Raw genomic sequence first — 26525 nt, 5'->3', positions numbered from 1 at the left:
CACCCAGAACCAGTGATCCTCCCCTCCACCTCGACAAACTTTGCTCCCAGTATCCTCGCCGCCAGATACCTTCCGGCCTCGACACGCACGGCGCGGTCGCCGGTGCGGTGCAGGACCAGCGTCCTGGCCGAGACCTTTGACAGCAGCGGGCGCACATCGGCGTCGCGCAGCGCCTGCAGCAGGCCGGCGACGGCGCCGGGGCTGGAGGCGGCCCTCAGCAGGCCGGCCCACCAGGCGCGCGCCTGGCGGTCGGCGGCGACGCTAGGCGCAAAGGTTTCGATTTCCGCCGGGCCGCCCCAGCCGGCGAGCAGGCGCTGCTGCCAGAGGTCGTATTGCGCCGATGTCAGCGCGAAGGGATAGTCGGGCGCGTGGCTGCCCTTGGCGAGCGAGCCCCAGAGAACCAGGCCGGTCAGGCGGTCGGGTGGTCGACGGCAAAGCGGATGCAGCCCGGCCCGCCCTCCGAGGCGCCGACGAGCACGGCGCGACGGCTGCCGGCCGCGTCCATCACCGCCAGTATGTCGCGCGCGGTCGCCTCGACGGTCGGGCGGGCGCCGACGCGGTCGGACAGGCCCATGCCGCGGCGGTCGAACAGGATCAGCCGGCCGAGCCGCGACACGGCATTGAGCCAGGCGCGGCAGCTCCTGTCTTCCCAGATGCGCTCGACATGCGAGATGAAGCCGGGAACGAGCACGATATCTGCCGGGCCGCTGCCGACGGTCTGATAGGCGATATGGATGCCGTCGACCTGGATATAGCGGGTTCTCGGCACCTCGGCATCGCTCGCGCGCAGCAAAGCGATCGTGGCGGGGTCCGGCGCCACGCCGAGTTCGTCGCGCAGCAGCCGCGTCGAGGTTTCGCCCTGGCGCTCGGCCGCCGCCCTGTCGCCGGCCGCCAGATGGGCGCGGATCAAATGGCGGTGCGCGCTTTCGCTCAAGGGGTCGAGGGCGGCAAGGCGCGTGGCGTGGACTACAGCGCCGCGCGGTTCGCCGCCGGCGATCTTGGCCTCGACCAGCCGCTCCAGCGCCTGCACCAGCCGGCTGCGCAAGGCCTCGCGGCGGAAGAACACCCATTCCTCGAATTCGGGACAATCCAGCAGCGAGAAACCGGCGAGATAGTCGTTCCTGTAGAGATCGGCAGCATCGTCGAGAAGACCGGCATCGCAGGCATGGTCGAAAGCCCGGGAGTCGGCCTCGACCGACAGCGCCGGGCGCAGGCTCAGCGATGTCGCGCTGGCTGATATGACCTCCTCTCCGAACGCGATGCGGATCTTGTAGAGCGTGCGCCGCAGCCGGGCGCGGGCGGCTTCCGCATCGGCCTCGGGCCACAGCAGCGTGGCGGCAACGTCGCGCGCCACCGGCCCGCCGGCCTCGGCGAGGTAGATCAGCAGCGCCGCCGCCTTGCGCAGGCCAAGCTCCACTGGCCGTCCGTTCAGCCGGAACTCCGGAAAACCCAGAAGTCGGAGTTGTATCAGCTCCATCGGTCCGCACGCGGCCGCCCAGCGAGAGGACGTTGAGGGGACGCCGGCCTTCTATCCCCGGTTTCGAGCCGATCCGGCCCGATCAACTCCCTTGGAGCGAGAAATGTCACCGGTCAATACATCAAGCCACCGCACATCCGAACCGCTAGCCGACGGCGTCCCTGCCGCCGGGCATGGGGGCTGAACCATGTGCCAGACCTGCCTCTCCTGGTATGCGCGCTGCGTCGCCCCCTATTTCGTCCACGCCGGCTGCTCGGCCGGCGCCTTTTCGCGGATGCGCCGGCGCGTCATCCCGCGGGCGCACGGCGTCGTCGTCGAGGTCGGCTTCGGCTCGGGCCTCAACCTGCCCTATTACGATGCCGCCAGGGTCGAGCGGCTGATCGGCATCGATCCCGACGGCACCATGCTCGGCCTCGCCGCACCGAAGAGCAGCGCTTCGCCCTTCCCAGTCGAATGCATCCGCGCCGGCGGCGAAAGCCTGCCGTTGGCCGATGGCGTCGCCGACACGGTGGTCGTCACCTATGCCTTCTGCACCATTCCCGACCCTCAAGCCGCGCTCAGCGAAATCCGCCGCATCCTGAAGCCAACGGGCCGGCTGATCTTCATCGAGCACGGCCAGGCCGAGGGGCCGCGCTGCCGCCGGTGGCAGCAGCGCCTGAACCGGCTGTGGGGATCGATCGCCGGCGGCTGCCATCTCAACCGCGATCCGTTGCGCCTGATCGGCGGGGCGGGTTTTCGCCTCATCGAAGTGCAGCATGGGCGGTTTCCGCTGCCCCTGTGGCAATTGGGCAGCCACCACGCCGGCATCGCGGCGGCAGGCTGACCGACCGTCGCCGGCGCCTCACCAGAAGCCGACCAGCGACCTCAGCATCGCCACCGGGCCAACCGCCTCGCGGCAGGTCTGGCGAAATCCTGCCCGGCCTGTGGCATCAAGCACGTCGTCGTCGACGGCGCGCAGGATGGTGCGGGCATTGCGCCATCCCATCCTGGCCAGCGCCGATGCCAGCTCGGCGCGCGCCGGGTCGAAGGCCTTTTCATCCGCAGGGCTTTCCGTAGGGTCGAAGTCGTTGCTGGCACCAAGTGTGTGCCTGGGGAGAGCCACCACCCGGCGGGCATCGAAGAACGAGGCAAGATCGAGAAAACGCGAGATCGAACCCAGGCAATCGTCAGGGTCCGACACCAACTGCTCATAGCGCACGAAATGTACCGGCGCGCCGGAGCGGCGAAGCGCGTCCATGGCGAAATAGAACTGGTTCCAGTAATCGGCCGGCGAGTGGAACCTGTATTCCATGCGCTTCGGCTCGGTGAAATCCTGCCTGACGTCGAAGGGCTGCGTGAGAAACGAACCGAGATTGCCGTTCGGCTTGAAAATCGTATCGTTCCTGGCAAGGCGGAACCACGACAGGATCTGGCTGACAGGGTCCTTGCTCAGGACGACGATGGGGAGGTCGCCATACTGTATATCGCGCCCGTTCATGAGCGCCGGAAAGACCCCGTGTTTCCAGAAGCCGTGATCGAAAACGATTTGTACGCCCAGATAGCGTTCGAGCAGATATTTCGCCAGATTGGTGCCGGATCGCGGCGTCCCCATCACCCGCACGGCAATATTGCCGGAGCGCTCCCGCGTCCCGCCAAGCGTCGACATATCGACAATGGTTCCCATCACGCCCCGCGAAATACCGGTTGATCGGCGCCCAATGCGCTGGGCTGCCTGGTCTGCCCGGCCGCCGGATGCGGCCCGTAAATCCTCGGCGCGAGATCGTCTGAGCTGATCCCTGCGACAGCGTCGGCTCCCGCGACAGCGTCGGCTTCCGCGACATGGTCGACAATGGTCGCGAAAAATTCTCGCTCGCGGATCGGGCGGTAGCGCGACGCGATGATGTGGCGCAATTCCGCCAGCCACACCGGATCGGTGCAGGCCTTGGCGACCGCGGCGCACCAGGCTTCGACGTCACGGGCGGGAATGGTCGGCATCAGCCCTTGCGTCGCCTCAGTCAGCGACGGCGCGTCCGAAATCAGCACCGGCAGTCCGAAATCGAGGCACTCGGCCGCTCCAAGCCCCCAGCCTTCGACCGCCGAGGGATAGACGCTGAATTCGGCGTCCCGGTAGAGCTCCGCCAGCTCCCGGTCGCTGAGGTTGGAACGGAACTGGACATGCTCGGCAAGTTCCGGATGCTGCGCCATGAAGGCGGTGAGCTCCTCATACATCCAGCCCCAGCGGCCGCACAGCACCAGCCTCGGCAGCCGCTCTCCCAGCAGCGGCAAAAGCCGGTGCCACACCTTGAGCAGCAGGATGTGGTTTTTGCGGATCTCGATCGTCGAGCAGTAGAGGACGAACTTGCGGTTCTGGTTTTGCTTTTCGATGGACATTTCCCGGTCGCTGACGCCTTCCCTGAGAAAAGCGCCGGGCGATGCCACCGCGACCTGCGGAACCCGGGCAACGCCGGAGGCCTTCGCATGGCATTTTACCCTGTCGGCGGTGTATTTCGAGACGCAGACGAGCAGCTGCGCATTCTCCAGCTGCCATGCCGTGTTGCGGACGAAACCGCGCGCGTGATGCGGACCGACGAATTGCGGGAAGTCGATCGGAATGAGGTCGTGCATCAAGGTGAAGATGCCGCTTTTGGCTTTCTTTCCCGCGAACTTGCCCGAGGCCAGTTCGTGCACGCTGGCGCTGGACAGAAAGCATATGGCGTTTTCGTCCTTCAGCGGATCTCCGCTATCGAGCCTGCTTGGGCGCAGCGCCGACTTCACGATCTTGAACAGCCGGATGGCCGTCTTCGACAGCTGAAACTTGACGCCGCGCCGCATCTCGGACCCCGAGAGGAAGATCGCCGCCACGCGATCGAACTCGCGCCCGGCAGCGAAGGGCGCCTCCCACATGATCGACAGCACTTGCCACAGCCGCGCCAGATACGAGCTTCCCTCGCCGCCAATCGGTTGCGGCAGATCGCCGTCGACGAGCCGGCGGAGATAGCGAAGTTCCGTTTCATCGAGCCTTTGACCCTGCCCCCAAGCATCGACGATGAAGAAGCCGACCGGCGAGCCCTTGCATCGCAGCGCCTGACGGATGAGCGCCGTTTCGACGCGCGGGATGCCCACTGGCGGATGCGGCCCCCAGCGAAACGGCAGGGAGGCATCAATATATAGTTTTTTCAATGGTTTACCTTCGAGGTTGCTTCACCGAAAATCAACTCGATCCGGAGGCAACAAAATCCGTGGCGGCCAAGCCGCGTCATTTCGGATTGTCTTGCCTTGTTCCGAGGCCCGAGGGTTTGAAATGATCGTCCTCAGGCGTCGATCTGATGTATGTGGGAAATTTACCCACGTCAAGAGCGAACGGTTGACTTGTGGTTAATTTTCCCACATGTTGAGTCCGTCAGCGACTGTGAGAGGAAAGGAAGCTAGGACATTCCATAGGATTCAGCGGACCGTCCGCCCCCCGTATGGTCCGCGGAAAGCAGCCGTACCAAAAAAGCTCACGCCCCTACCCAACGAGCCCCGTACGGCTGTGCCGGCCGGTTCCGTCTATCGCAAAGGACGGACCGGCCGGATCGTCGCGCCCGTCAGAACTCTGGCACATCCATCGCTTCGTCATCCTGGGGCGGAGCAAGGAGCGAAGCGACGCGGCGCAGACCCCAGGATCCATGCCGGGACTCGGAAGCGCTGCTACGGTGCAGAATTCTGCACCGCTGCACTCCACGATTAAGGTCACGGAATGGATCCCAGGGTCTCCGCGACGGAGCTTCGCTCCTGCTTCGCCCAGGGATGACGACGCGATGTGCGGCTTCCGAGAAACGATGAAGGCTCTAAGGCCCGCCCGGCCCACCAGGGCCGCCCGGCCCCCCTGGTCCCCCAGGTCCTCCAGGTCCTCCAGGTCCTCCCGGCCCATTCGGCCCGCCGGGGGGCTTGCCGGGAGGCATGCCAGGTTGGTGCGGCGACGGCCCGCCGGCACCTCGCCCGCGCGACGCCGACACGACATTGCCGTCGCGATCAAACCCGACCTCGATAAAAGCCCGGACAGCAGCCGTCGATGTCACATCGCCGTTCTGATTGTCGACGGCGACGCCCAGACCCGATTCCAGCAATTGTCCGCGCCGCTGCAGAAACGTCTCATAGAGAACATCGGCGACATGGGCCTGCGGCACCGGCGCTTCCGCCTCCAGATGCACGATCTTGTATCCGCCCGTGGCCTTGGTGAGGGTCAGCTGAACGCGCCGATTTGCCAGCGGCGACGATCCGGGTCCGATCTTGAGCCGCCCGACCAGCAACGCACCCGACCGCACCACCGCCAGGCCGCGAACCAGATAGTGCGTTTCATCCGGCCTGGCCTCCACCAGGCTGGCGACGATTTTCCCGTCGGGCCGGCGAATGCCGTGGACGGCGACGATATCGCCCACCCCGACCGTCGATCCCTCGGCAAGCTGACTGATGTCGACCTGCTGTCCCAGCACCCGTAGCGAGCCGGCGGTCTTGCGCTCGATCGGTCCCACCACCTCGCTGGTGACATGGATGGCGGAGGTCATCACACGATCGGCTTTTTGGACCACCGCGACGCGCACGACATGCCCGACCTTCAGGCTGTTCGGGGCTACGCGGACGCCGTCGATCCAGACCGGCACGTCAGGCTGGTACTGAACCCGCACGCCATTGACGAAAATGCTGCCGAAGCGCTGGATCGTGCCGACGATGCCGGTGCCGCCGATGCCCTGGTCGCCGTCGGTTCCCGCCGTCCAGCCGGTGCCGCCAATGCCCTGGTCTTTCGACGGTTCGGTCGCCCTCGCAAGCGGACTGAAGAACACTGCCGGCACGGCGGCCGCGAGCGTCAGGAAATCCCGTCTCGTCGGCCTCCCGCTCATGCCGTCTCTCCGCCGGCATCCTTGTTCTCAGGCGATTCCTCGGCAACCAGCGACGTGCCGTCGGCGGTGAGGATATAGACCCCCCAGTTCCACCGGCTGGTGCCGCCCGGATCGCTTTGAATGGCCTGGTTTGCGTATTTGTTGAGGCGCAGCAGCGTTTCGACCGCGATCTCGCGGCTGTAGGCCTCGAGCGACCTGGCAAGGTCTTCCGACAGCCCGTCATAGTGGACAGCGCGCTCGAGGAAGGGCGGCGCGTCGGCGAGAACGTTCTCGACCGAGGCGGCCGCATGGTCGCCAAGATTGCGGGCAAAATAGTAAAGCCGGACCTCGCCATCGCCGCGCGGCACCATCGCCCCTTCCATCAGCACGATGCGATCCTTGCTATCGATTTCGACCAGCTCCCGGTCGAGCCAGTCGTCGAGAACGGCTCGCGGCCTGAGATCGCGGGTCACCGATTCCACCAGGCCGGCGAAGGACGGCTCGCCCGCCTCGCTCGTCCGCGCCAGCGGCAACGGCACGCCTTTGGCATCGACGAACTGCGGATCGGCAAGCCAGCGCGCGACGATGGCGCTCGTCCTGGAAACGGAATCGGGCACCACCCGCACCGGAGCGCCCGCCCCTCTCAGCCGGCTGACTTCCTTCCTGTGGACGCCCGTCAGCAGGCTGACCCTGGAATCGGTCTGCTGCTTGTCGGGCAAGGCGAATTCATGCTCGGCCACATTGACGTAGAGCTGGCGCAGCAGATCGACGAAGGCCGGAAACGTCACGCCGCACTTGATGGCCAATCGCACCAGCGGGCGAAGGACCCGGTTCAACGCGTTCTGGACGCCCGCGGCATCCAGATATTGTCCCGCCGATTTGCTCATCGTCGCCTTCACTTCTCAATCGCGAGATCGATCATCCATCCCTCGGAAATTCCTGCCGAAAATAGCTTGTGGGAAATGCTTCCACAAGGGCGCCGGCCAAAGAAGCGACATCGGCGGTGCTTCTGTCGCGCAGTTCCGGCTGCCCGCACCCCGATGGCGAACGACGCCTCGACTTGGCCAAATCATCTTGGCTCACGCCAGTTGACACGTGTGAAATTTTCCCACAACTATGATCTGACAGATGTAACCACCAGACCATGCTCGTCAAGGAGAAGCCTTTTGAAGAAGCCTTATGTCAGACCAACCATCGTTCGGGCCGGGGGGATTTTCGAAGAAACGCCTGATGAAGTCACCGCCGGCGCCGGCCTCGGAAACGGAAAGCATATCGATCCGGTCATTTCCATAACCGCCGACATTGTCTCGTCCTATGTCTCGAACAATCCCATTCCCGCCGCCGAGCTTCCCGACTTCATCGGAAAAATACACGCATCGATCCGGAATATTTCGGATGGCGTTGCCGATGGCGGGCCCGACGAGATCAGATATGCCGTGCCCGTGAAAAAATCCGTCACGCCGGATTTCATCATCTGCCTGGAGGACGGCAAGCGCTTCAAATCGCTGAAGCGGCATATCGAGACGAACTATGGCCTGACGCCGGACCAGTATCGAAAGAAGTGGAACCTGCCGTCCAACTACCCGATGGTGGCGCCAAACTATTCCGCGACGCGCTCGAAACTCGCCAAATCCATGGGGCTGGGCCGCAAACAGAAATAGGCGGTTGGAAGCCGCGCCGCGCGGCGCACCAACCTCACCAGAAGTCGATGAACGACCTCGCTATCGCCGCGGGACCAATCGCCTTCCGGCAGGTTTCGCGAAATCCGGCCCGGCCCGTCGCATCGAGCACGTCATCGTCGATGTCGCGCAGGATGCGGCGCGCATTGCGCCAACCGATCCTGGCGAGCGCCGATGCCAGATCCGCGCGTGAGGGATCGAACGGACCCTGCCTGGCGGCCGGGTCCGCGGGCCGATCGATGTCATTGCTGGCACCGATCGCATGCCGAGGGATGGTCACGGTGGTGCCGGCGTCGAAAGGCGGGGACAGGTCGAGAAAACGCGAAATCGAAGCAAGGCAAAGCGCCGGCGTCGAAACGAGCTGCTCATAGCTGACGAAATGCACCGGCGCACCGGTGCGGCGCAGGGCTTCCATGGCAAAATAGAACTGGTTCCAGTAATCGGCAGGCGTGCGGAACCTGTACGCCATCCTGGGCCGCGTGAAATCCTGCCTGATTTCGAAAGGTCCGTTCAGGAACGGTCCGAGATGTCTGGCCGGCCGGAAAAGGCTGTCGTTCCTGCTATAACGGAACCATGACAGAAGCTGGGTAATGGGATCCTTGCTCATCACGATGATGGGCAAGTCGCCATATCCGAGGTCGCGCCCATTCATCAGGGCCGGAAAGATCCCATGCTTCCAAAAGCCTTGGTCGAAGACCACGGGCACGCCGAGATGGGTTTCGACCAGGTGCTTGGCGAGATTTGTGCCGGACCGCGGCGTCCCCATGATGCGCACCCGGGCGGCATTGCCGCCAGGCCGCCCCTGCGATCCGCCGGGAGTTGAACGCGTCATAGCCCCTCACAGCGCCAGGCTCCCCTGCTCCACCTCCTCGGCGTTGGGGTCGCCGGGCGCCGTGGCCCAGGCGAGTTCGACCAACGTCACGGTGCGCTTTCCCGTGCCGTCGAGCTGGCACACGATCAGGCCTTGCTCCTCGATATAGGTCAAGAGACGCCGCGCACGGCGCAGCGAGTGCGAACCATAGGCGCGCGCGATCGCGGCGTCGCTCGGGCACGGCCAGCCCTCCTTCGCCGCCCGCGCGATCATCATGAACACGCCCTGCATGTCGTCGGGCAGCAGCGACGCGCGGACGGAAACATCCCTCCAGGCGTCGTCGCCTGCCGCCATGTCGGAGCCGAGGCCGGCGCGGGCGCGCGTCAGCATGCGGCGAAATTCAGCCAGGTCCGGCACCACCGAGGCCAGCCCCTCGATGCGGCAGCGCACCACGAATTCCTGGTAGAGCACGCCGATCACGCGAAAACCCGCGTCGGGCTGTGCAAGAATGGCGCGCAGCACGCGGTCCACCCGCTCGCGCCGCTCCGCCAGATCCTCGGCGCTGATTTGCGGCTCCGCCGGTTCGGGGCCGATTTCCAGCGCCGCCGACTTCGCCGCCATCAGCTGGTCGAGCAGGTCCGGTGACGCCACCCGGCGCGGCGTGCGCGCCGTTTCGGGCGGCGGCGCGGCCAGGATAATCGCGCGGGCGTCCTCAAGGGCTGCCTCCGGCATCGCCATCAGCCGCGGCGTGCCGTTGCGCGGGCTGGTGTCGGTCGGGCCGATGCGCAGGCCGAGCGGCCGGCGCGACAGCGCCGGTCCCAGCGCCATGAACTGCCCGCGCTCCAGATCGCGGAAAGCTTCCGCCTGGCGCCGTTCCATGCCGAGCAGATCGGCGGCGCGCGCCATGTCGATGTCGAGGAAGGTGCGTCCCATGAGGAAATTGGAGGCTTCCGCCGCGACGTTCTTGGCGAGCTTGGCCAGCCGCTGCGTGGCGATGATGCCGGCCAGCCCGCGCTTGCGGCCACGGCACATCAGATTGGTCATAGCGCCAAGCGAAAGTTTGCGCGCTTCGTCCGAAACCTCGCCGGCCACCGCCGGCGCGAACAGCTGCGCCTCGTCCACCACCACCAGCATCGGATACCAGTGGTCGCGGGCAACCTCGAACAGCCCGCCGAGAAAGGCGGCGGCGCGCCGCATCTGGTTTTCGGCGTCGAGCCCTTCGAGGTTGAGCACGGTGGAGACGCGGTGGATGCGCGCCCGCTCCCCGGCCGCCTGCAGGCCGCGCTCGGTATGCTCCTCGGCATCGATCACCAGATGGCCGTAGCGCTCGCCGAGCGAGACGAAGTCGCCTTCGGGGTCGATAATGGTCTGCTGCACCCAGGGCGCGCTCTGTTCCAAGAGCCGGCGCAACAGATGCGACTTGCCGGAGCCCGAATTGCCCTGCACCAGAAGGCGGGTCGCCAGCAGTTCCTCAAGATCGAGGTTGGCTGGGGCGCCCGCATTGGTGTGTCCCATCTCGATCGCAACGGTCATGTCTCGACTCAAAAAGGTCTCCTGCGCGGCATGGGGCTTAGCAACCCAGGCGCTGCCCGTCGAGCGCCGATGGCCGGCCATGGAGTGTTGCACACAGGCGTGAGGGGCAACGATGGGTCCCTAAGGATGGTCGCCGGCCTGTGGATAGTAACCACCTGTTCACCATGGGCCAGCGTTCCGATTGAAGGCGCCAGGCATCCGCGTAGCCTGACCTTGCATCGCGCCCCAACGGGATGCACCCCAACGCCCCAAATGGCGGCCGGCGTCTTCAAGTTTCCTTTGTGTATGCGCCGGTCGTCAGTTTGCCCCTTACCGCTCCCAGCTTACGCGCCTTGCCGCGGCACCGGCGGCAAATGCGGCGCATCCAGCCCCTCGAAAGGGTCGCGCCAGGCGTCGATGGCTTCGAGCCGGCGATACCAGCTGATAAGCGCGGGATAGTCGCCGAGCGGCAGGCCGGCGACACCGTTGAAGGGCAGGAACGTCGCCATGCGGAAATCGGCATAGGAGACCCGATCTCCGACCAGCCATTGCCGGTTGCCAAGCGCCGCCTCCAGGATTGCCGCCGTCGTATCGAAGAGCCTCAGCCCCTCCTCGACCAGCTGATGATCGATTGGCCCTAAGTGATAGCGCTGCTTGGTGCCACGCTCGAAATGCACCATGTCGCAGGCCCGAGCAAAATTCTCCTTGCCCCAGCTCAGCCAGCGGATCATGTCGGGCTCGTCATCACCGGTGCGCCAGAAATCCGATCCGACATCGCGCGACAGCCGGCAGGCTATGGCGTCGGTCTCCCACAGGCTGCCGCCCGGCCACGCCAGTATGGGGATGGAAAGGTTGGGATTGAGCGGCCGGAATCGCTCCGCCTGTCCCGGCGCGAACGGTGACGCGAATTCGAAGGTCACCCGCGCCTTGAGGTGACGCGCCACCGCGACCGCCAGGCGCGGATTGGGATTGCGGCTGAAATACAGTTTCATGTCGCCCCCAGCCAACATCGGCTCGATCTTGTCACTCATGAATGCCTCTCCTTGTCCTGACCAACATCGCCAGACCTAGGACGGAGGTGGCCAGTGCAAGCCGACATTTCATCCATTCCCCGTGGACCGGGCCAGGGTGCATCAAGGTGTTTTGGCCGCCAATCGAAACCGGACGGATTGCACAAAGTTTGGGTTGACCGCCCCTGATGGCGAGGCGACACTTCACCTTGGACCAAGGCAGGAGGAAATGCGATGGACGAGCCCGAACGGTGGCGCCACATGTCGAGCGCGCCCAAGGACGGCAGCCGGATCCTGGTCACGGTCCGTCCCTCCGAACAAGGGCCGGCGGAAGTCGACCTCGCCTACTGGGCGCGCGGCGACCAGTTCGCCGGCGAAGGCTGGCGCGCGTCGGATTCCTCACCCGGCCGCGTCGTCGAATATGCCGACCCCGAGCTGAAATGCTGGATGCCCATGCCCTCGGCCAACCTCAGCCGCGGCGGCTCACTGCCGGCGCCCTGGGAGGGTGAGGATGCACAGCAGCTGGATGGGTCCGGGATCTGAACTTCGTAGTGCGCTGACGGCCACGCTGCCGATCTACCCCCAAGTGGGGGAGATGTCCGGCAGGACAGAGGGGGGCGCCGTAGAGCGCAAACGTCGCTACCCTACCTTGACCAGCGTCTGACAATGACCCACACGCCCCTGCCGCCAAGACAACGTGGCAACGCCAAATCAATGCGCAAGGTGATGACGGGCGCCGAGCTGAAGCTTTGGAACGAACTTCGTGCGCATCGTCTGATGGGGTTAGGCTTTCGGAGGCAATTTCCAATCGCTGGCTACATTGTCGATTTCGCTTGCCCGGAGAAAAAGCTCATTGTTGAAGTCGATGGCTCGCAGCATGGCGACGAAAATCTGGCGATAGCCGACCAGGCCAGGACGAAGCGCCTCGAACAGGACGGCTGGATCGTCCTGCGGTTCTGGAGTGACGATGTCATATGCGACATCGACAATGTCTGCCAACATATTGTCATCGCTGCGGGTTTGGGCGGCACAGGCTGACACGTCGGCGGGACAGCGCCCCCCTCTGTCCTGCCGGACATCTCCCCCACTTGGGGGGAGATCGGCAGCTTCGCCGGCGGCTCTTTAGAACAAAAACGAAGCCGTCGCCGGGTTCGGTCCATCCCGTCCATCTGCCGAATCCATGCCGGCGATCGTCTCCAGATCCTGCGCGTCGAGTTCGAAGTCGAAGACGTCGAAATTGGCCGCGATGCGGTCCTGGCGCACTGATTTCGGGATGACGATCAGCCCTTGCTGAAGGTGCCAGCGGATAATCGTCTGCGCGGCCGACTTGCCGTGCTTCCCAGCGATGCCCGCGATCGTCGGGTCGGTGAGCAGCCGGCCGCTGCCCAGTGGGCTCCAGCTTTCGGCGTGGATGCCGTAGCGGGCATGGAAATGCCTGAGGTCGCGCTGCTGAAAGCGGGGATGCAACTCGATCTGGTTGACCACGGGCACCGCGCCGGTCTCGCCGATGATCCGCTCCAGATGGTCCTGGTTGAAATTCGAAACGCCGATCGACTTGATCCGCCCCGCCTGCTTCAGCTCGACAAGCGTCTTCCACGCCTCGACATATTTGTCCTGGCTGGGCACCGGCCAGTGGATCAGGAACAGGTCGAGCTGTTCGACGCCGAGCTTCTTCATCGTGTCGTCGAAGGCGCGAAGGGCGGCGTCGCGTTGGTGGGCGCCGTTGCGCAGCTTCGAGGTGATGAACAGCTCGCTTCTCGGCACATCGGCTGCGCGGATCGCCTCGCCGACGCCCTCCTCGTTCTGATAGCCTTCGGCGGTGTCGATCAGCCGGTAGCCGGCCTTGATCGCCCAACCCACCACATCAGCCGTGATGCCGTGATCGACCTGCCACACGCCAAGGCCAAGCTGGGGAATGGTGGCGCCGTCGTTCAACGTGATCTGTTCGGGCATGGTCGGGTCCTTTGCGAAGAGATGTCCGGGCGGTCGCCCAACGCAGCCTATCTAGGCACGCGCTAGGCCGACGACCAGTCGCCGGCAGACAAATTCCCGAGGCTCGACATGCAGCCCTGATGTCTTCGTCAGAGGAAGCGGCTCATTTCGGCCGGCGCACCGCCCGCACCACCGCGGTGGATGTGCTGCCGCAGTAGAGGCGGTCGGCGCCGTCGGATTCCAGCCCCGAAACGCTTATGCCAGCCGGCATGTCGAGCCGCTCCAGAACCTTGCCGGTTTTCGGGTCGACGCGGCGCAGATCGCTCTCGTCGCCTTCCCAGGTGGCATGCCACAGCTCGCCGTCCACCCAGGTCACCCCGGTGACGAAGCGGCTGGATTCGATGGTGCGCAGAATTTTTCCGGTCTCGGGATCGATCTGATGGATCTTGCGCTCGCGGTACTGTCCTACCCAGAGCGTGCCTTCGGCCCAGGTCAGCCCGGAGTCGCGGCCGCCGCCGGGCGCCGGAATGGTGGAGAGCACCGCGCCGGTATCGGGGTCGATCTTCTGGATGCGGTCATCGGCGAGCTGGTAGAAATACCGGCCGTCGAAGGCGGTACCGGCATGGGCGGCGACATCGATCGAACGCAGCTTCTGTCCGCTTTGCGGATCGAAGGCATTCAGCCTGTCACCCGAGGCAAACCAGACGTTCTCGCCGTCAAAGCTCACCCCATGTATCCGCTCCACACCCGCAAAGGGTCCGTATTCGCGCAGGATTTCGGCCGCTGAATGTTTCATGTCTTGGTCCTCGATTGTGGTCATCCACCCTTCCTAACTACTTGGCAGCGGCGCCGGGAGTAACAAGGTGGTCGTGAATCCCGCCACCGGCGGCGTCATCCAGCGGCGCGCCCGGCCATGGCCGAAAGACTGCACCTTACCGGCCTCGGCAAGTGGCTCGAGCGCCCGCTGCACGCTGCGCTGGCCGGTTGCGAGCGCCAGTGCCAGGGCCGAGCTCGACCAGGCTTCGCCGTCTGCCAGCAAGGCCAGCACGGCCGCATGCCGCTCTTCGATTGGTCGCGCCAGCACCATCACCGCGCGCGCATGGCGCGGCGCCAGCGTGAAGCCGCGCTTGGTGGCGCTGATATCCGCCAGCGCGCCAAGCTCGGCGCGCAGCCGGCCGATCTCGACGCGCAGCCGCGCGCGATGCGATTCGTCCGCATGCTTGCCGCCAAAAGCCCGCGCCACGAGCTCCTCGCGCGAGACATCGCCGGGCCAGGCTTCGGCGAGCGCACGCGCCAGCGCGAACAGCACCGGCCGGCTCGCCAGCGAGACCGTTTTGTCCCCGGCGCGCACGGCGTAGCGAAACGCGTCGACGACCAGCGCCGGCGATGCCTGCAGCGCCTCGACCTCTTCGAGCAGCAGCGGCCGCTCCGTGCCTTGCGTGATCAGCCGCGCCGCGGGTGTTTCCAATGCCAGCGATGCGCTGTCGACCTCCGCCATGAGCCCGGGAATGCCGGCCTGGCGGGCGGCGTGGCGTGCCCATTCCAACGCCGCGCGCGCCGGCCTGGTCCGCAGCCGCCGCATGGCGATGCCGGCGACAGCAAGCTCATGCGCGGCCCGCGCGGCCGGCGGCAGCGGCGTCGGGTCAAGCCCGGCCAGCACATGCTCGGCCTCGTCGAGCCGGCCGATCAACAACAGGCGCCGCACCTTGAGGTGGCCGGCATGCGCGGCGTTCAGCCGGTCGCCATGCTTTTCCAGCGTCATGCGCGCCGCGTCGAGCGCCTTGGCCGGCCAGCCCAGGTCACGCGAGACCAGCGCGATCTCGGCCTCGGCAACGACGCATCTGGCGCGCGCGACGGCCTCTTTCGGGCTGAACGCGCGGGCCGCCCGCCGCAAGAGCAGCTTGGCGCGGTCGAAGTCGCCGAGCTGCGCCATGGCGATGCCGCGCAGCGCCAGCGCCGGCGCATCCTCGCGCAAGGCAACGCGGTCGAGCGCGCCGAGCGGATCGCCCGCCGCCAGCGCCAGTGCCGCCGCGGTGATCAGCGAGTCCATTCAAATCCCGTCACACTTGTAACTCCCACCCCAGCACGTCTGCGCCCTAACTTAAATCACCACCGCCGGTCAGCAAGCCGCACGGTTGACGCCAATTCCGGCACTGGTTAGCCTGAGCATCTCAGGTATTCATATTAAGCATCTCATTAGAGGTAGTTGAAAATGCCTGCAACCGAAGATCTCGAACACACTGCACGGCCCCGCCACCCCTGCTGCGCCGGGCCGGATGATGCAAATCCCGTCGCAGATGTAACTCACCCCACCCCGCTTCACCGCCCTAGCCTGGATCCCCAGGCAACAACAGCCCGCACCACTGGCAAAGGAGAAGACCAATGACCAAGCACATGACGATGCAGACCCCACCGGTCGTTTCGCAGCAGGAATGGGCGGCCGCGCACGCGCAGCTTCTCGTCAAGGAGAAGGCGACGCTGCGCGCCAAGGACGCGCTCGCCGCCGAACGCCGGCGCATGCCGTGGGTCGAAGTGGACAAGGCCTATGTGTTCGAGGGCCCCAACGGCAAGGCAAGCCTGCTCGATCTGTTCGAGGGCCGCCGCCAGCTGATCGTCTACCGCGCCTTCTTCGAACCGGGCGTCTATGGCTGGCCCGATCACGCCTGCCGCGGCTGCTCGCTTGGCGCCGACCAGGTCGGCCATCTCGCCCATCTCAACGCCCGCAACACCACGCTTGCCTACGCCTCGCGCGCTCCGCAGGCCGACATTGCGCGGCTGAAGACGCGGATGGGCTGGGACATACCCTGGTACACAATCACCGACAGCTTCGACAAGGATTTCGGCGTCGACGAATGGCATGGCCACAACGTCTTCATCCATGACGGCGACCGCGTCTTCCGCACCTACTTCATCAACAGCCGCGGCGACGAGGCGATGGGTACGGTCTGGAGCTATCTCGACGCCACCCCGCTCGGCCGCCAGGAGATCTGGGAGGACTCGCCCGAAGGCTATCCGCAAACCCCGCTCTACAGCTGGTGGAACTGGCACGACAATTACGAGGCCGGCGCCGACAAGAAATGGGCCGAAGTGTCGGCGGCGGGTGAAGCCGCGTTCAGGGACAAGGGCGAGTAGTAAGGCCTGTCCAGCTTGGTTTCCTCTCCCTCACGAATTGAGGGAGAGGAACCCATGTCCATCAAGGGATCACGACCATGAGCGATATCCATTCCGGCAGCGCGACTCCCGAAGACACCACCACCCTTGGCATTGCCGACTGGCTGTGCCTCGCCGCGGCACCCACCTTCGCCCTCATGGCGCTGCTGTCCTGCCTTCAGGGTAGTGACGCCACCATGCTGTGCATGGGCGGCTCGCCGCTGACCGGCATGGCCGCCATGTATCTCCTGATGAGCGCCTTCCACCTGGCACCCTGGCTGCGGGTCATCTCCGGCCGCCAGATCCGCTAGAGCCAGCCCCGCCTTATCGAAACATCCCACACGTCGGAGACAGACAATGAAGCTCGTCAGGCTGAGAGCGCCGGGTGGCTTGGACAGGCTCGAGCTGGTCGAGGAAGACCCGCCGAAGCCGGGCCCGGGTGACGTGCTGGTCAGGATCCGCGCCTGCTCTTGAACATGCGCGACGATTTCGCGGTGCAGGGCAAGACACCGCTCGCCGACGGCCGCGTGCCGCTGTCCGACGGCGCGGGGGAAGTGATCGCCGTCGGCAGCGATGTCGAGGCGTTCAAGCCGGGCGACAGCGTCGTCAGTGTTTTCTATCCCTGGTGGCCGGACGGCGACATGACGCCCGCCATCAGGCGAGACGTGCCGGGCGACAGTTTTGACGGCGTGGCCAGCGAATATGTCTGCATGCCGGCGCAAGCCTTCACCAGGGCACCTCGGGGCTACACCCATGTCGAAGCCGCGACGCTGACCTGCACCGGCGTCACCGCCTGGCGCGGCCTGGTCGTATGCGGCAAGGTGAAACCCGGCGACACGGTGCTGGTCCTCGGCACCGGCAGCGTGTCGCTGTTTGCGCTGCAATTCGCCAAGGCCGCGGGCGCTCTGGTCATCGCCACCTCATCCGACGAGGAAAAGCTGGAGCGGCTCAGAAGTCAAGGCGCCGACGCCACCATCAACTACAAGGCCGTGCCGGAGTGGGGCCGCAAGGCCAGGGAGTTGACGGACGGACGCGGCGTCGATCACGTGATCGAAGTCGGCGGTCCCGCCACGCTGGCGCAATCGATAACCGCCTGCCGGACAGGCGGCCACATCGCCTTGATCGGCGTGCTGACCGGCTTTGCCGCTGAAGTGTCTATCCCGGCGGTGTTTTCGAACCAGATCCGCATCAGCGGCATTTCCATCGGCAGCCGGGCCGACCAGGAGGACATGATCCGCGCGATAGACGTCAACCGCATCAAGCCGGTCGTCGACCGCCGCTTCCCGCTGCGCGACATCGCCGCCGCTTTCACGCACTACGCAGCCCGGAAGCATTTCGGCAAGGTCTGCCTGGAGGTTTAGACGCCTGCCGCCCTGTCGGCCAGATACCGGTCGAGAGTGTCCACGAAGCTGTCGATGTCGGCCACTGTCGTGCGATGGTTGACGATGGCACAGCGCACCACCAGCTCTCCGTTGAGGGTCGTCCACGAGGGCGCGGCCAAGCCGGATTCATGGAGGTCCAACACCAGGGTCCGCACAAATTCCGAGTTCGCCCCACGAATGCTGAAACAAACGATGTTGAGGGCGACAGGCGCTTTCAGCTGAAAGGCTGGATGGCGTTCCAGTCGTTCGGCGAGATGTCGGGCCAGCATGCATGTATGGGCGATCGAACCGCCGATGCGGTCCGTTCCGAGCGCCTCGATCGTCATCCATGTCTTCAAGGCGCGGAAGCCGCGCGACAGGTCCGGGCCGAGATCGCAAGGCCAGGTTTCGCCGGCGGCAAGTCCGCGATCCGCTCGCTGCAGATAGGCGGCCGGCTGCGCGAATGCGCGCTTATGGGCATCGCCATCCCGCACCAGCAGGAATCCGGCGTCGTAGGGAACCTGGCCCCATTTGTGAAAATCGAGCGCCACCGACGCCGACTTTTCGATGCCTTTGAAGAGATCGCGCAGGGTGTCGGACAGCACGGCAAGGGCACCGATTGCCCCATCGACATGAAACCAGAGTTTTTCGCTGCAAGCGATTTCCGCGATTTCGGCCAGCGGATCGATTGCCCCGGTGTTTACCGTGCCCGCCGTGCCGACGACCAGGAACGGCAATAATCCCTCGGTGCGGTCCTGTTCGATGGCCGCACGCAATGCGTCGGGCAGCATCCTCCCGGCATCGTCAACCGCGATGGTCCGGAGATTTGCCGATCCGATACCGGACAGCTGCATGGCCTGCGCGATGCAGGAATGGGCCTCGGCGGACGTATAGGCGACAAGCTGGCGGTCGCAGTTCCTGAGGCCGGTTTCCCGGACGGACCGTCCCAGCGCCTCGGTCCTGGCGATCGTTACCGCGACGAAGTTTGCCATCGAAGAACCGGTAAGAAACAGACCGCTCGCGCCATCGGGGTAGCCGAGCGCCTCGCTCATCCAGCGTACGATCTGCTGTTCGACAACCAGGCCGGCATGGTCACGGCCGCCGCAATTCATGTTCAGGCCGCCGGCAACGATTTCCGCCAGCATTCCGATCGGCGTGCCCGCACCATGAACCCATCCCATGAACGACGGATGCAAATTGCCTGTTGCGAACGGCATGATGTGCGCGCGCACATCATCCAGGACACCGCCGAGGTCACGCGGTTCGTTCGGCAATGGCCGGGTAAACCGTTCGCGCGCTTCATGGGTCGGCCGCTGCCATACCGGCCTCTGCCTGATCGTCTCGATGTGGGCGATCATGTCGTCCAGCAGGCCATGGGCGAGTTCGCGAAACTGATCCCAGTTCGCTGGATCAAGGCTGGCGAACGTGTCGGCCGCATCGCGCGCCGCCGCGCGCCCCTGCTTGACGTCAAGCGACATCAGGCACCTCGGAACTGATGAAGGACCGCCGACAATTTGTGGAAGAAAATGTCGAGCCTGGCTTCTATCGGCCTGAACGCCTGATGCAGCGACTGGCCGGTTGCCATTCTCGCCGAAACGTCGACCACATCGGCAGCGGAAGCGGCAACGCGCAGAACCGAGCGCGAGCCCAGGCGCACGGCTTGCCCGACATGGCAGATCGGCCCGCCGCCGGGACCGCGCATCAGCACCTGGATGCTCTGGCACGCCTCGAACGAAACGAAAGTGCCGGCGCCGTTGGTGACGGTCAGCGGGATCATGGCACGCGAGCCGAGATGGTCGCCTTCATCGTCCCGATGCAGTGAGATGCCTTCCACGGCGTCGATACGCGACCGCACCAGGCGGACAAACTCTTCCTTCACCAGGCCATGCCGAAAATCGTCAATCTCGGCATAGCGGTCGAGATGGGCGAGCGCCGCGATCCAGCGCAAACCCAGACCCAGGTTCATTTCCGACTTGAACGCGAAGCCCATCCGCCCGCGAAGAGCCGCCGGCCAGTCTTGCGCCGCGGTGTATTCCGCCAGGCCCGCCGGAAGATCGGCCCTTGCCGCAAGCTCCTCTGCCAATGCCGAAGGGATGAGAAGCGCGCCCGAAAATGGCGGTCCGGCGATGAATTTGGAGCCGGTCAAGGCCACCACGAAGCCGTCCGTCAGATCTTGCTTCAGCCGCGAAATCGAGCCGCGGAACTGGCAGGCATCGACGATAACCCGCACCCGTCCGGGGGCAAGGGCCGCGACATGGCGCGCGGCCTGTCGGGTCACCGCCGGCAAGCCTGTTTTCGACGCATCGAGCACGTGGACGAGCACATCACGATCACGCTTCAATTCCAGTTCGACGGTCGCGATGATCTCGGCATCGATTTCATGCTGATGGCGAGGCTCGCCGGTCTCGCTGCGGATGGCGATGGTGCGAACTTCAATACGGTCCGGCGCCAGTCCTTCAAGCGGCGCGCCGGCCTCAACGGCGCTGCCGAGTGCCGTCAAATCCGAGTAATGACACCCCGCCGCCGCGCGCGGCACGCCATTTCCCGTTTCGTCGGGGGCAACCAGCACATTGGTCAAGGGGCGCCTGGAGACGCCGGCAATCATGCACAGCGCGAGAAGCTCCGCATCCGTGCCGGAAGCGGCCAGGATGACGTGCGCGCCCAGGCAGCCAAGACTGCAAGCGATCCGGTCCCGGATGTCGGCGAACCAGTGATCGGATGCGACCGGGGAAGGCGATGCCATGTCGATAAGACGTTCAAGCTCGACCCCGGCGGCCAGGAAACCCTCCCGAGAAACGTTGCTCGCCGTCGTCGACGAGAACGAGATCTCATCGTCCACCGGGGTCAAGCGCGTTCCATACCGGTTACGCCGCGTGATCGCGTCCGGCCAGATGCGCCTGTCGCCGCCAGTCCCGAGCAGGAATGAGACGGAGGCGGGCGAATGGTGATCCAGGCCATCCGTTTGCGGGTCCGGACCTGCCGGCATCTGCAGGATCCCGCGCTGAGTTGCAGGCATGATGGTCTCCGTGGTCAGGGCGGCGGTGGCGAGGCGGTCAAAGCGGTTCATTGGCCGTCACGGCACCGGCCAGGTAGGAGATCTCAATGTCATGGCTGATCAGCGGTTGGAGATCGCTCGCCCGCTGTGTGAATTCCAGCCCGCACCGGTCGACATAGGGGCGATCGACGCGTTCACAGAAACCCGGATCGATGATTTTCTCGCCATCCCAAAGGACCGCGTGGCCGGTGTTGGGAATGGTCGGCGAAACCACACCTATGATCGCGGGCTTGGCCCACAGCATGTAAATGCTGCTCAGGAGCGCGAAACCGCATTTGTTGGCAACGCCCCGCATGATGGAATGGCTCATCGGACCGCCGAGCGGATAGGCCGGATCGCAGCTTCGTGCGATGGCCTCGATGTCCTCGTAGGTTCGGCCTGTGAACATCGCCAGGGCACAAACCAGGCAGTCGTCATCGGTCCGCTGGTAGACGGCAGGTTTACCCGTATGGGCGCATGTGATCGCCGGCGTCGGCATCATCCGTGCCACGCGCCTTGCCAGCGCGTTTTCGAACGCCGCAAAGAGTTTGCGCATGGCGCTCTTCTTGTAGGGAAAGATGCTCTCCCAATCCATGGAATGAACGATCATCGCTACATCCGCCTCGAACACCAGCAGGCGGCCGTCGGCGAGTTCGGCGCAATCGATGGCGAAGTAGTCCAGGCCGAGACGTCGATGAAGGGCGTCGAATGAACGCGCGTGACGCACCGCGAAGTCGCTGTCGAAGTTGGCCATCCACAACGCTTCTTCGGCACGCCTGTCTTCGTGCTGGGTCATGCCTGCGTTCAGGTAATGAACCATCCAGTGTTCGGACACGGCGAGATGGCTGGCATAGGGTCGCCCATTGATGAACGCGACGCGTTGCTTGCGGAATTTGCCGTCTGTCCCGCTGTAGTCGATGAACGGCGTAACAAAGAATTCGCCTTCGGCTTGGGACGCCAGATAGGTCGAAAGTTCCGCTCGTGTCGAGATTTTCTCCATCCCCTTGCCGGCATGCGTGCCGACAGGGCGGACAATCACAGGGTAGGCGTTGGCCCCGAAGATTGACGCAACCTCAATCTGGCCGGAAGCCAGTTGCTCGACCACGCCTCGCGAAACGCGGGCAGCGGCCGGGGCAAGTATGGAAGGCTCGTCCTTGAGGGCTTCCGCGACGCCGTCCCTGGACAGGGCCATGATGCGACGTGGTGCATTGTTCATGATCGGGCCTGCCCAATCGCGCAGCAGCCTGTCCAGATTCTCCAGCACGGCCAGATTTGCCGCGGACTCGCCGACAGCCACGAAGGCAACATCATGCTCGGGAACATCCCCGAGGTCCGCGGTGTCGGCGTCGACATAGTGGAGCAGAATGTTCGCGTCGGATGCCTCGAGCAGGAATTCGATCGGTGTGTTGGCCATGAAGTCGCCGGCGGTCACGAAAACAAGGACGTTTGGTCCGGTGCCGCGTCCGTTGCGGATCCGATATTTGCGACCGATCTCGAGTGCGGCCTTCTGGCTGAGCACCGCCTTGTCTTCCTCACCGATCGCATGAAGCAGGATCGACACATCCAGAAATGCCGCGGCGTCGGTGACATCGGCGCTGACGCGCCCGAAGAGCGCGTCCCACAAGGGGGAAATATCCCGTCCCTCGAAGACGGCCCGCACGATGGGCGCTTTGCCCATGATGAGGTTGGGATCTTCAAACGTATCGATTTGAACTGCCGCGCTAGTCAAGCCCTCAAGCCCTTATGTCATGCGGTGGTTACGGCCGGTTCAGCCTCCACGCCGCTACCTCGGCACGATGTGCGGCTCCACTCTGGTCCGCGGCGCTTGTGCGAGCCTTGTGGTGTCCTGGTGATGGGTCGGAATATCCGCGGCCGCCGGATCACAGGCGCTGATACGGATCGGGCTCTTGCGCGATTTTGGTAACTTCGTGGGAACGGCGGGACGGGCTTCACCGCAGCCCGATGCGCCGATCATCCATCAGCAACACCTAATTGACAGGCCGACGGAAACGGCGCTCACTGGCTCGCACAGGTGGATCGCAGCAACGAGCGGGCGATTTCGACCGCCGGCGTCACCTTGGGGAGGATGCCATGCCAACCGTAATCGGCCATCACAACATCTCGAAAGACAGCAAGCACTGGCTCAGTTCACCCAAGCGCAAGGAGCTTTTCGGCTCGCTTGGGATCACCAACCTCCGCACCTTCGTCGATCCGCAGAACCCGAAACGGGTGGCGCTGATGATGGACGTTCCTGATATGGATGCCCTGGCGGAAATGATGAAGAGCAAGGCAGCCGCCGACGCCATGGCGCACGACGGCGTGGTGCCGGAATCGCTGGTGATCCTGGTCGAAACGAAGGCGTAGCTACCAATCGAGGCGGACCGCGATCTTGCCGAAATAGCCGCCCTCCGCAAGCAGGCGGAATGCCTGGCCGATCTCCGCGATGCTAAAGGTCCGGTCGATCACAGGCTCGATGCGCGCGGCGCTGATGGCTTGCATCGCACGACCCAGGTCTTCGACGGAGCCGGTGTTGTTGCCTTGCACCCGAAGCGCCTTGACGATGATTGGCATCAGGTCGAGATCAAGCTTCGTTCCAGTCAGGAAACCGATCGTGTAGATCAGGCCGGTCTGGCGGGCGGCGGCGAGCGAGCGGGTGAATGTGTCGGGCCCGACGGTCTCCAGCACCAGGTCGACGCCGATGCCGTCGGTCAGGCGCCGGACCTCGTCATCCCAGTCAGGAAATTTGCGGTAGTTCACCGTCTCGTCGGCGCCGAGCGCACGCGCACGATCGAGTTTGGCATCGGACGACGAGGTGACGATAACGCGGGCGCCCCTGGCCTTGGCAAGCTGCAATGCGAAGATGGAGACGCCACCGGTTCCCAGCAGCAGCACCGTCGAGCCCGGCCCGGCATCGGCGACAGCGAGCGCATTCCAGGCCGTGGTCGCCGCGATGGGCAGCGTGGCGATCGCTTCCCATGACAGATGGTCCGCCGCCTTCACAACCGAAACGGCATCCACCGTCGCGATCTCGAGCAGCGAACCCGGCAACGATACGCCGCGCATCGTATTTGCTTTCGCTGCCGTGGGGCGGCCCGCGATCCACAGCGCCTTGGGGTGAATGGCGACACGATCGCCGGTCTTCAATCCGGTCACTCCATCACCGATGGCAATGATCTCGCCCGATCCGTCGGCAACCGGCGTCAGCGGAAAGACGATGCCGGGATATTGCCCCTTTGCAAGGGCGAGATCGATGAAGTTCAGGCTGGCGGCGCGCATGCGCACATTCACCTGGCCGTGTTGTGGCGCCGGCGGGTCGGGCAGATCGATCTGGCACAGGGAGTCGAGCGAGGGCTTGTTCAGGATGATGGCACGCATGTCTCGGTCCTTTCAGGATCATTGCACTGATATCATTTGACCACTGCAAGAAATGAATTGAAGAGAAAAAAATTGCAGGTTATTACTGCAAGATATGCAGCAATCGGATACCGTTCCTGATACCGACGCCTTGGCGGCATTCATCGCGGTCGCCGAGGAAGGCTCGTTCAGCGCCGCCGGCCATCGCCTCCACCGCGATGCAACCGTCATCTCGCGGCGTGTCCAGAACCTGGAGCAAAGTCTTGGCGTCCGGCTGGTCGAACGCTCGACGCGCCGGGTGGTGCTAACGGAAGCTGGTGATCTCTATCTCGGCCGGATTCGCCCACTGCTGGGCGGCCTGCTGGCTGCTGGTCAGGAAGCAGGGCGGTTCACGGATGGTGAGCCGCGAGGACGCCTGCGGCTGGCTTTGCCAGGCAGCTTTGGCCGCATGTGGCTGATGCCCATGCTGGTCGATTTCCTCGAGGCCTATCCCGGAGTGACGCTCGACGTCGCCTTTTCCAACCGTTTCGTCGACCTGATCGGCGAAGGCTTCGATCTCGCCATACGCCTCGGGGTATTGCCGACTCGCGGCTCATGACCCGCAAGCTGGCGGAGCGAAAGCGGATGATCTGCGCGTCGCCCGCCTATCTTCGACGGCGGGGCGTTCCCGCGTCGCCCGGGGATCTCATCGGTCACGAATGCCTGATCTTCGCCGGCAAGACGAACCCCAATGCATGGGAGTTCATCATGCCCGGTGCGAGGCAACTCGTGGTGCCCATTTCAGGACCTTTCATCTCGGACGATGCGGAAGCCTTGGTTCTGGCCGCCATTGCCGGACAGGGATTGCTCTACGCAACGGACTGGCTTGTTGGACGCGAGCTTGCCGACGGACGCCTGGTGCAGATTCTCGAAGGCTTTCCGGTTCCCAGCGAGGGCGCCGTCTATATGGTGCACCCCTCATCCCGCCATGTCCCGAACAAGACCCGCGCATTCGCCGACTGGATCGTCGAGCGGTTTTCCGGGAGCCTGCCTTGGCAGGGATGACGTATCGCAAGCGGCCGATCGAGGAGCCGAATAGACCATTCTCGCCCGGCAAAACCAGCCATGGGCGCGGGATCTCTCCCGCGCCCATGCGATTTTACTTACCTCAATTGCACTTCGGCTTGGCGCTGTTGCAGGCGTCGACGAGTTCGGCCGGCGGATCCTTGTGGAAGACGGTCTTGTAGGATTCCAGCACGTTGGACTGCACCACCGGCAGCGACTGCACGCCGACCCAGGCGGGCGTGGGTTGCCCGATCAGCGCCTTCATCATGGCGAGCGCCTCGGCGACGCCCTGGTCATAGGGGCGCTGCGAGCCGGTTGCCTTGAGCGGGCCGCCCTTGGCGATCTCGATCGCCGACTGCAGGCCTAGGTCGACCGTGGTGATCGGAATATCGATGCCTTGCGCGCGCATGGAAGACAGCGTGTCGAGCGCCGGCTGGTCCCAGACCGCGTACAGGCCCTTCACATCGGGATTGCCGGTGAGGAAGTCGCCGGCGATCTGCGACACTTTCGAGGGATCGGTGAAATCGACCTGCTTCATGACGATGTCGGGCCGGTTCTTCTTCATCCACTCGCTGACGCCCTTGGTGCGCTCGTTGGTGCTGAAATAGTCGACGCCGAAATTGACCAGGCCGATCGTGCCGCCCTTGGGCATGCAGGAGGCCAGGATCGTCGCCGCGATCTGGCCATTGCCCTGGCTGTCGGCCGAGATCATCGAGGCAAAATCCTTCGGCGATGAAAGGCCAACCGGGATGCTGTCCATGAAAACCAGCTTGATGCCGGCCTCGCCCACCTTCTTGTAGGTCGGCGCCGTCGCGGTGAAATCGACGGGAATGGAAATGATACCGTCCGGGTGCTGCTGGATGGTGTTCTCGATATCGGCGATCTGCTTGTCGACCTGATATTCGGCCGACGCCACGCCGGTGACGGTGACGCCATATTTGGCCAGCGTTTCGCTGATGCCCGCCACTTGCAGTTGCGACCAGTCGAGGTTCACCGTCTGCATGGAGATGCCGACCTTGAACTTGCCGGCCTTGACCTTGGCGGCTTCGTCGTCGGTCAATTTCAGCTCATCGGGCGAGGCTGCCTTTTCGCCATGCGGGCCTTGCCCGACAATGCCCTTGGGGCCAAGCGTCGCAAGGTCGACACCGGTAACGCAGGTGTCGGGCGTCTGCGCCAGGCTCATGGACGTCGACAGCGCGAAGGCGCTGGCGGCGAGGCTCAATGTGCAGAAAAGCGAGTGAATTCCTACCGATTTCATGACTTCCTCCGTTGATCTCTATTGTTTGTTTTGCCCTTTGGAGCCGGCGGTTTTCTGCTGATATT

At 64.6% G+C, this 26525-nt stretch carries 23 protein-coding genes and 2 pseudogenes; 9 read left to right on the top strand and 16 right to left on the bottom strand.

What is annotated here, in order from left to right; translation table 11 throughout:
• Positions 1-409 precede the first annotated feature (409 nt).
• Positions 410-1477: an alpha/beta fold hydrolase gene (locus tag AC0V7N_RS17910; protein WP_496627997.1), complete on the bottom strand. Its 1068-nt coding sequence runs from the start codon at positions 1475-1477 to the stop codon at positions 410-412.
• A 187-nt stretch (positions 1478-1664) separates the two neighbouring features.
• Between AC0V7N_RS17910 and AC0V7N_RS17905 the strand changes: the two genes are divergently transcribed.
• The gene (locus AC0V7N_RS17905) at positions 1665-2300 is read left to right on the top strand and encodes a class I SAM-dependent methyltransferase (protein ID WP_475459888.1); all 636 of its coding nucleotides are present in this window, start codon (positions 1665-1667) and stop codon (positions 2298-2300) included.
• 18 nt (positions 2301-2318) lie between these two features.
• Here AC0V7N_RS17905 and AC0V7N_RS17900 read toward each other — a convergent pair whose 3' ends face one another.
• From AC0V7N_RS17900 to AC0V7N_RS17885, 4 genes are all read right to left on the bottom strand, one after another.
• Positions 2319-3140, bottom strand: coding sequence for a sulfotransferase family protein (locus tag AC0V7N_RS17900; protein ID WP_475459885.1), 822 nt, complete (start codon positions 3138-3140; stop codon positions 2319-2321).
• On the bottom strand, positions 3140-4636 hold the full coding sequence (locus AC0V7N_RS17895) for a glycosyltransferase family 4 protein (RefSeq protein WP_475459882.1): 1497 nt from the start codon (positions 4634-4636) through the stop codon (positions 3140-3142). The genes AC0V7N_RS17900 and AC0V7N_RS17895 overlap by 1 nt, the downstream gene beginning before the upstream one ends.
• Before the next feature lie 650 nt (positions 4637-5286).
• Positions 5287-6336 (bottom strand): DUF5666 domain-containing protein, encoded by a 1050-nt coding sequence (locus AC0V7N_RS17890; protein WP_475459879.1) that lies wholly within the window; start codon positions 6334-6336, stop codon positions 5287-5289.
• Positions 6333-7202: a DUF6502 family protein gene (locus AC0V7N_RS17885; protein WP_475459877.1), complete on the bottom strand. Its 870-nt coding sequence runs from the start codon at positions 7200-7202 to the stop codon at positions 6333-6335. Before AC0V7N_RS17885 ends, AC0V7N_RS17890 begins: the two co-directional genes overlap by 4 nt.
• Before the next feature lie 384 nt (positions 7203-7586).
• Here AC0V7N_RS17885 and AC0V7N_RS17880 point away from each other — a divergent pair, with 384 nt between their 5' ends.
• The gene (locus AC0V7N_RS17880) at positions 7587-7976 is read left to right on the top strand and encodes a Ros/MucR family transcriptional regulator (RefSeq protein ID WP_475460376.1); all 390 of its coding nucleotides are present in this window, start codon (positions 7587-7589) and stop codon (positions 7974-7976) included.
• A 34-nt stretch (positions 7977-8010) separates the two neighbouring features.
• Here the strand turns inward: AC0V7N_RS17880 and AC0V7N_RS17875 are convergent, their stop codons facing one another.
• The 3 genes from AC0V7N_RS17875 to AC0V7N_RS17865 form a co-directional block, all read right to left on the bottom strand.
• Positions 8011-8826, bottom strand: a complete 816-nt coding sequence (locus tag AC0V7N_RS17875; RefSeq protein WP_475459875.1) for a sulfotransferase family protein — start codon at positions 8824-8826, stop codon at positions 8011-8013.
• A 6-nt stretch (positions 8827-8832) separates the two neighbouring features.
• Positions 8833-10338 (bottom strand): helicase HerA domain-containing protein, encoded by a 1506-nt coding sequence (locus AC0V7N_RS17870; protein WP_496627996.1) that lies wholly within the window; start codon positions 10336-10338, stop codon positions 8833-8835.
• A 323-nt stretch (positions 10339-10661) separates the two neighbouring features.
• A complete protein-coding gene (locus AC0V7N_RS17865) occupies positions 10662-11309 on the bottom strand; it encodes a glutathione S-transferase family protein (protein WP_475460374.1) in 648 nt (215 codons plus the stop codon).
• Between the two features lie 252 nt (positions 11310-11561).
• On the opposite strand from AC0V7N_RS17865, the gene AC0V7N_RS17860 reads away from it, so the two are divergent.
• Positions 11562-11870: a hypothetical protein gene (locus tag AC0V7N_RS17860; protein ID WP_475459872.1), complete on the top strand. Its 309-nt coding sequence runs from the start codon at positions 11562-11564 to the stop codon at positions 11868-11870.
• 123 nt (positions 11871-11993) lie between these two features.
• Positions 11994-12365, top strand: coding sequence for an endonuclease domain-containing protein (locus AC0V7N_RS17855; RefSeq protein ID WP_475459870.1), 372 nt, complete (start codon positions 11994-11996; stop codon positions 12363-12365).
• A gap of 84 nt (positions 12366-12449) precedes the next feature.
• On the opposite strand, the gene AC0V7N_RS17850 is transcribed toward AC0V7N_RS17855, so the two are convergent.
• From AC0V7N_RS17850 to AC0V7N_RS17840, 3 genes are all read right to left on the bottom strand, one after another.
• Positions 12450-13280: an aldo/keto reductase gene (locus AC0V7N_RS17850; protein ID WP_475459867.1), complete on the bottom strand. Its 831-nt coding sequence runs from the start codon at positions 13278-13280 to the stop codon at positions 12450-12452.
• Positions 13281-13422: 142 nt separating this feature from the next.
• Positions 13423-14055, bottom strand: a complete 633-nt coding sequence (locus tag AC0V7N_RS17845) for an outer membrane protein assembly factor BamB family protein (protein ID WP_496627995.1) — start codon at positions 14053-14055, stop codon at positions 13423-13425.
• A gap of 33 nt (positions 14056-14088) precedes the next feature.
• Positions 14089-15309, bottom strand: a complete 1221-nt coding sequence (locus tag AC0V7N_RS17840) for a helix-turn-helix domain-containing protein (protein ID WP_475459865.1) — start codon at positions 15307-15309, stop codon at positions 14089-14091.
• Between the two features lie 332 nt (positions 15310-15641).
• Between AC0V7N_RS17840 and AC0V7N_RS17835 the strand changes: the two genes are divergently transcribed.
• The 3 genes and pseudogenes from AC0V7N_RS17835 (at position 15642) to AC0V7N_RS17825 (ending at position 17770) form a co-directional block, all read left to right on the top strand.
• Positions 15642-16391: a DUF899 domain-containing protein gene (locus AC0V7N_RS17835; protein WP_475459863.1), complete on the top strand. Its 750-nt coding sequence runs from the start codon at positions 15642-15644 to the stop codon at positions 16389-16391.
• A 77-nt stretch (positions 16392-16468) separates the two neighbouring features.
• The gene (locus AC0V7N_RS17830) at positions 16469-16720 is read left to right on the top strand and encodes a hypothetical protein (RefSeq protein ID WP_475459860.1); all 252 of its coding nucleotides are present in this window, start codon (positions 16469-16471) and stop codon (positions 16718-16720) included.
• A 46-nt stretch (positions 16721-16766) separates the two neighbouring features.
• A pseudogene (locus AC0V7N_RS17825) lies at positions 16767-17770 on the top strand (zinc-dependent alcohol dehydrogenase family protein).
• Here AC0V7N_RS17825 and AC0V7N_RS17820 read toward each other — a convergent pair.
• From AC0V7N_RS17820 to AC0V7N_RS17810, 3 genes are read right to left on the bottom strand one after another with little or no spacing between them, the layout of a single operon-like run.
• Positions 17767-19248, bottom strand: a complete 1482-nt coding sequence (locus AC0V7N_RS17820) for a pyridoxal phosphate-dependent decarboxylase family protein (protein ID WP_475459858.1) — start codon at positions 19246-19248, stop codon at positions 17767-17769. The pseudogene AC0V7N_RS17825 and the gene AC0V7N_RS17820 overlap by 4 nt on opposite strands.
• A complete protein-coding gene (locus AC0V7N_RS17815) occupies positions 19248-20837 on the bottom strand; it encodes a hypothetical protein (RefSeq protein WP_496627994.1) in 1590 nt (529 codons plus the stop codon). Before AC0V7N_RS17815 ends, AC0V7N_RS17820 begins: the two co-directional genes overlap by 1 nt.
• Complete coding sequence (locus AC0V7N_RS17810; protein ID WP_475459854.1) at positions 20824-22482, bottom strand: ATP-grasp domain-containing protein; 1659 nt, start codon at positions 22480-22482, stop codon at positions 20824-20826. The genes AC0V7N_RS17815 and AC0V7N_RS17810 overlap by 14 nt, the downstream gene beginning before the upstream one ends.
• 413 nt (positions 22483-22895) lie before the next feature.
• Here AC0V7N_RS17810 and AC0V7N_RS17805 point away from each other — a divergent pair, with 413 nt between their 5' ends.
• Positions 22896-23168 carry a hypothetical protein gene (locus tag AC0V7N_RS17805; protein WP_475459852.1) on the top strand — a complete coding sequence of 91 codons (273 nt, stop codon included), beginning with the start codon at positions 22896-22898 and terminating at the stop codon, positions 23166-23168.
• On the opposite strand, the gene AC0V7N_RS17800 is transcribed toward AC0V7N_RS17805, so the two are convergent.
• The gene (locus AC0V7N_RS17800) at positions 23169-24179 is read right to left on the bottom strand and encodes a zinc-dependent alcohol dehydrogenase family protein (protein WP_475459849.1); all 1011 of its coding nucleotides are present in this window, start codon (positions 24177-24179) and stop codon (positions 23169-23171) included.
• Between the two features lie 94 nt (positions 24180-24273).
• On the opposite strand from AC0V7N_RS17800, the pseudogene AC0V7N_RS17795 reads away from it, so the two are divergent.
• Positions 24274-25202: pseudogene (locus AC0V7N_RS17795) on the top strand (LysR family transcriptional regulator).
• Positions 25203-25305: 103 nt separating this feature from the next.
• On the opposite strand, the gene AC0V7N_RS17790 reads toward AC0V7N_RS17795, so the two are convergent.
• Positions 25306-26460, bottom strand: a complete 1155-nt coding sequence (locus tag AC0V7N_RS17790) for a substrate-binding domain-containing protein (protein WP_475459845.1) — start codon at positions 26458-26460, stop codon at positions 25306-25308.
• Between the last annotated feature and the right edge of the window lie 65 nt (positions 26461-26525).

The sequence above is a fragment of the Mesorhizobium kamtschaticum genome (assembly GCF_056174585.1).
This window is presented reverse-complemented; position numbering and strand designations above follow the sequence as displayed.

Bases quoted from the DNA above. Each gene is read 5' to 3' on its own strand.
- AC0V7N_RS17910 (WP_496627997.1), bottom strand. From the start codon at position 1,477: ATGGAGCTGATACAACTCCGACTTCTGGGTTTTCCGGAGTTCCGGCTG.
- AC0V7N_RS17905 (WP_475459888.1), top strand. From the start codon at position 1,665: ATGTGCCAGACCTGCCTCTCCTGGTATGCGCGCTGCGTCGCCCCCTAT.
- AC0V7N_RS17900 (WP_475459885.1), bottom strand. From the start codon at position 3,140: ATGGGAACCATTGTCGATATGTCGACGCTTGGCGGGACGCGGGAGCGC.
- AC0V7N_RS17890 (WP_475459879.1), bottom strand. From the start codon at position 6,336: ATGAGCGGGAGGCCGACGAGACGGGATTTCCTGACGCTCGCGGCCGCC.
- AC0V7N_RS17885 (WP_475459877.1), bottom strand. From the start codon at position 7,202: ATGAGCAAATCGGCGGGACAATATCTGGATGCCGCGGGCGTCCAGAAC.
- AC0V7N_RS17875 (WP_475459875.1), bottom strand. From the start codon at position 8,826: ATGACGCGTTCAACTCCCGGCGGATCGCAGGGGCGGCCTGGCGGCAAT.
- AC0V7N_RS17870 (WP_496627996.1), bottom strand. From the start codon at position 10,338: ATGACCGTTGCGATCGAGATGGGACACACCAATGCGGGCGCCCCAGCC.
- AC0V7N_RS17865 (WP_475460374.1), bottom strand. From the start codon at position 11,309: ATGAAACTGTATTTCAGCCGCAATCCCAATCCGCGCCTGGCGGTCGCG.
- AC0V7N_RS17860 (WP_475459872.1), top strand. From the start codon at position 11,562: ATGGACGAGCCCGAACGGTGGCGCCACATGTCGAGCGCGCCCAAGGAC.
- AC0V7N_RS17855 (WP_475459870.1), top strand. From the start codon at position 11,994: ATGACCCACACGCCCCTGCCGCCAAGACAACGTGGCAACGCCAAATCA.
- AC0V7N_RS17850 (WP_475459867.1), bottom strand. From the start codon at position 13,280: ATGCCCGAACAGATCACGTTGAACGACGGCGCCACCATTCCCCAGCTT.
- AC0V7N_RS17845 (WP_496627995.1), bottom strand. From the start codon at position 14,055: ATGAAACATTCAGCGGCCGAAATCCTGCGCGAATACGGACCCTTTGCG.
- AC0V7N_RS17840 (WP_475459865.1), bottom strand. From the start codon at position 15,309: ATGGACTCGCTGATCACCGCGGCGGCACTGGCGCTGGCGGCGGGCGAT.
- AC0V7N_RS17835 (WP_475459863.1), top strand. From the start codon at position 15,642: ATGACCAAGCACATGACGATGCAGACCCCACCGGTCGTTTCGCAGCAG.
- AC0V7N_RS17830 (WP_475459860.1), top strand. From the start codon at position 16,469: ATGAGCGATATCCATTCCGGCAGCGCGACTCCCGAAGACACCACCACC.
- AC0V7N_RS17820 (WP_475459858.1), bottom strand. From the start codon at position 19,248: ATGTCGCTTGACGTCAAGCAGGGGCGCGCGGCGGCGCGCGATGCGGCC.
- AC0V7N_RS17815 (WP_496627994.1), bottom strand. From the start codon at position 20,837: ATGAACCGCTTTGACCGCCTCGCCACCGCCGCCCTGACCACGGAGACC.
- AC0V7N_RS17810 (WP_475459854.1), bottom strand. From the start codon at position 22,482: ATGGGCAAAGCGCCCATCGTGCGGGCCGTCTTCGAGGGACGGGATATT.
- AC0V7N_RS17805 (WP_475459852.1), top strand. From the start codon at position 22,896: ATGCCAACCGTAATCGGCCATCACAACATCTCGAAAGACAGCAAGCAC.
- AC0V7N_RS17800 (WP_475459849.1), bottom strand. From the start codon at position 24,179: ATGCGTGCCATCATCCTGAACAAGCCCTCGCTCGACTCCCTGTGCCAG.
- AC0V7N_RS17790 (WP_475459845.1), bottom strand. From the start codon at position 26,460: ATGAAATCGGTAGGAATTCACTCGCTTTTCTGCACATTGAGCCTCGCC.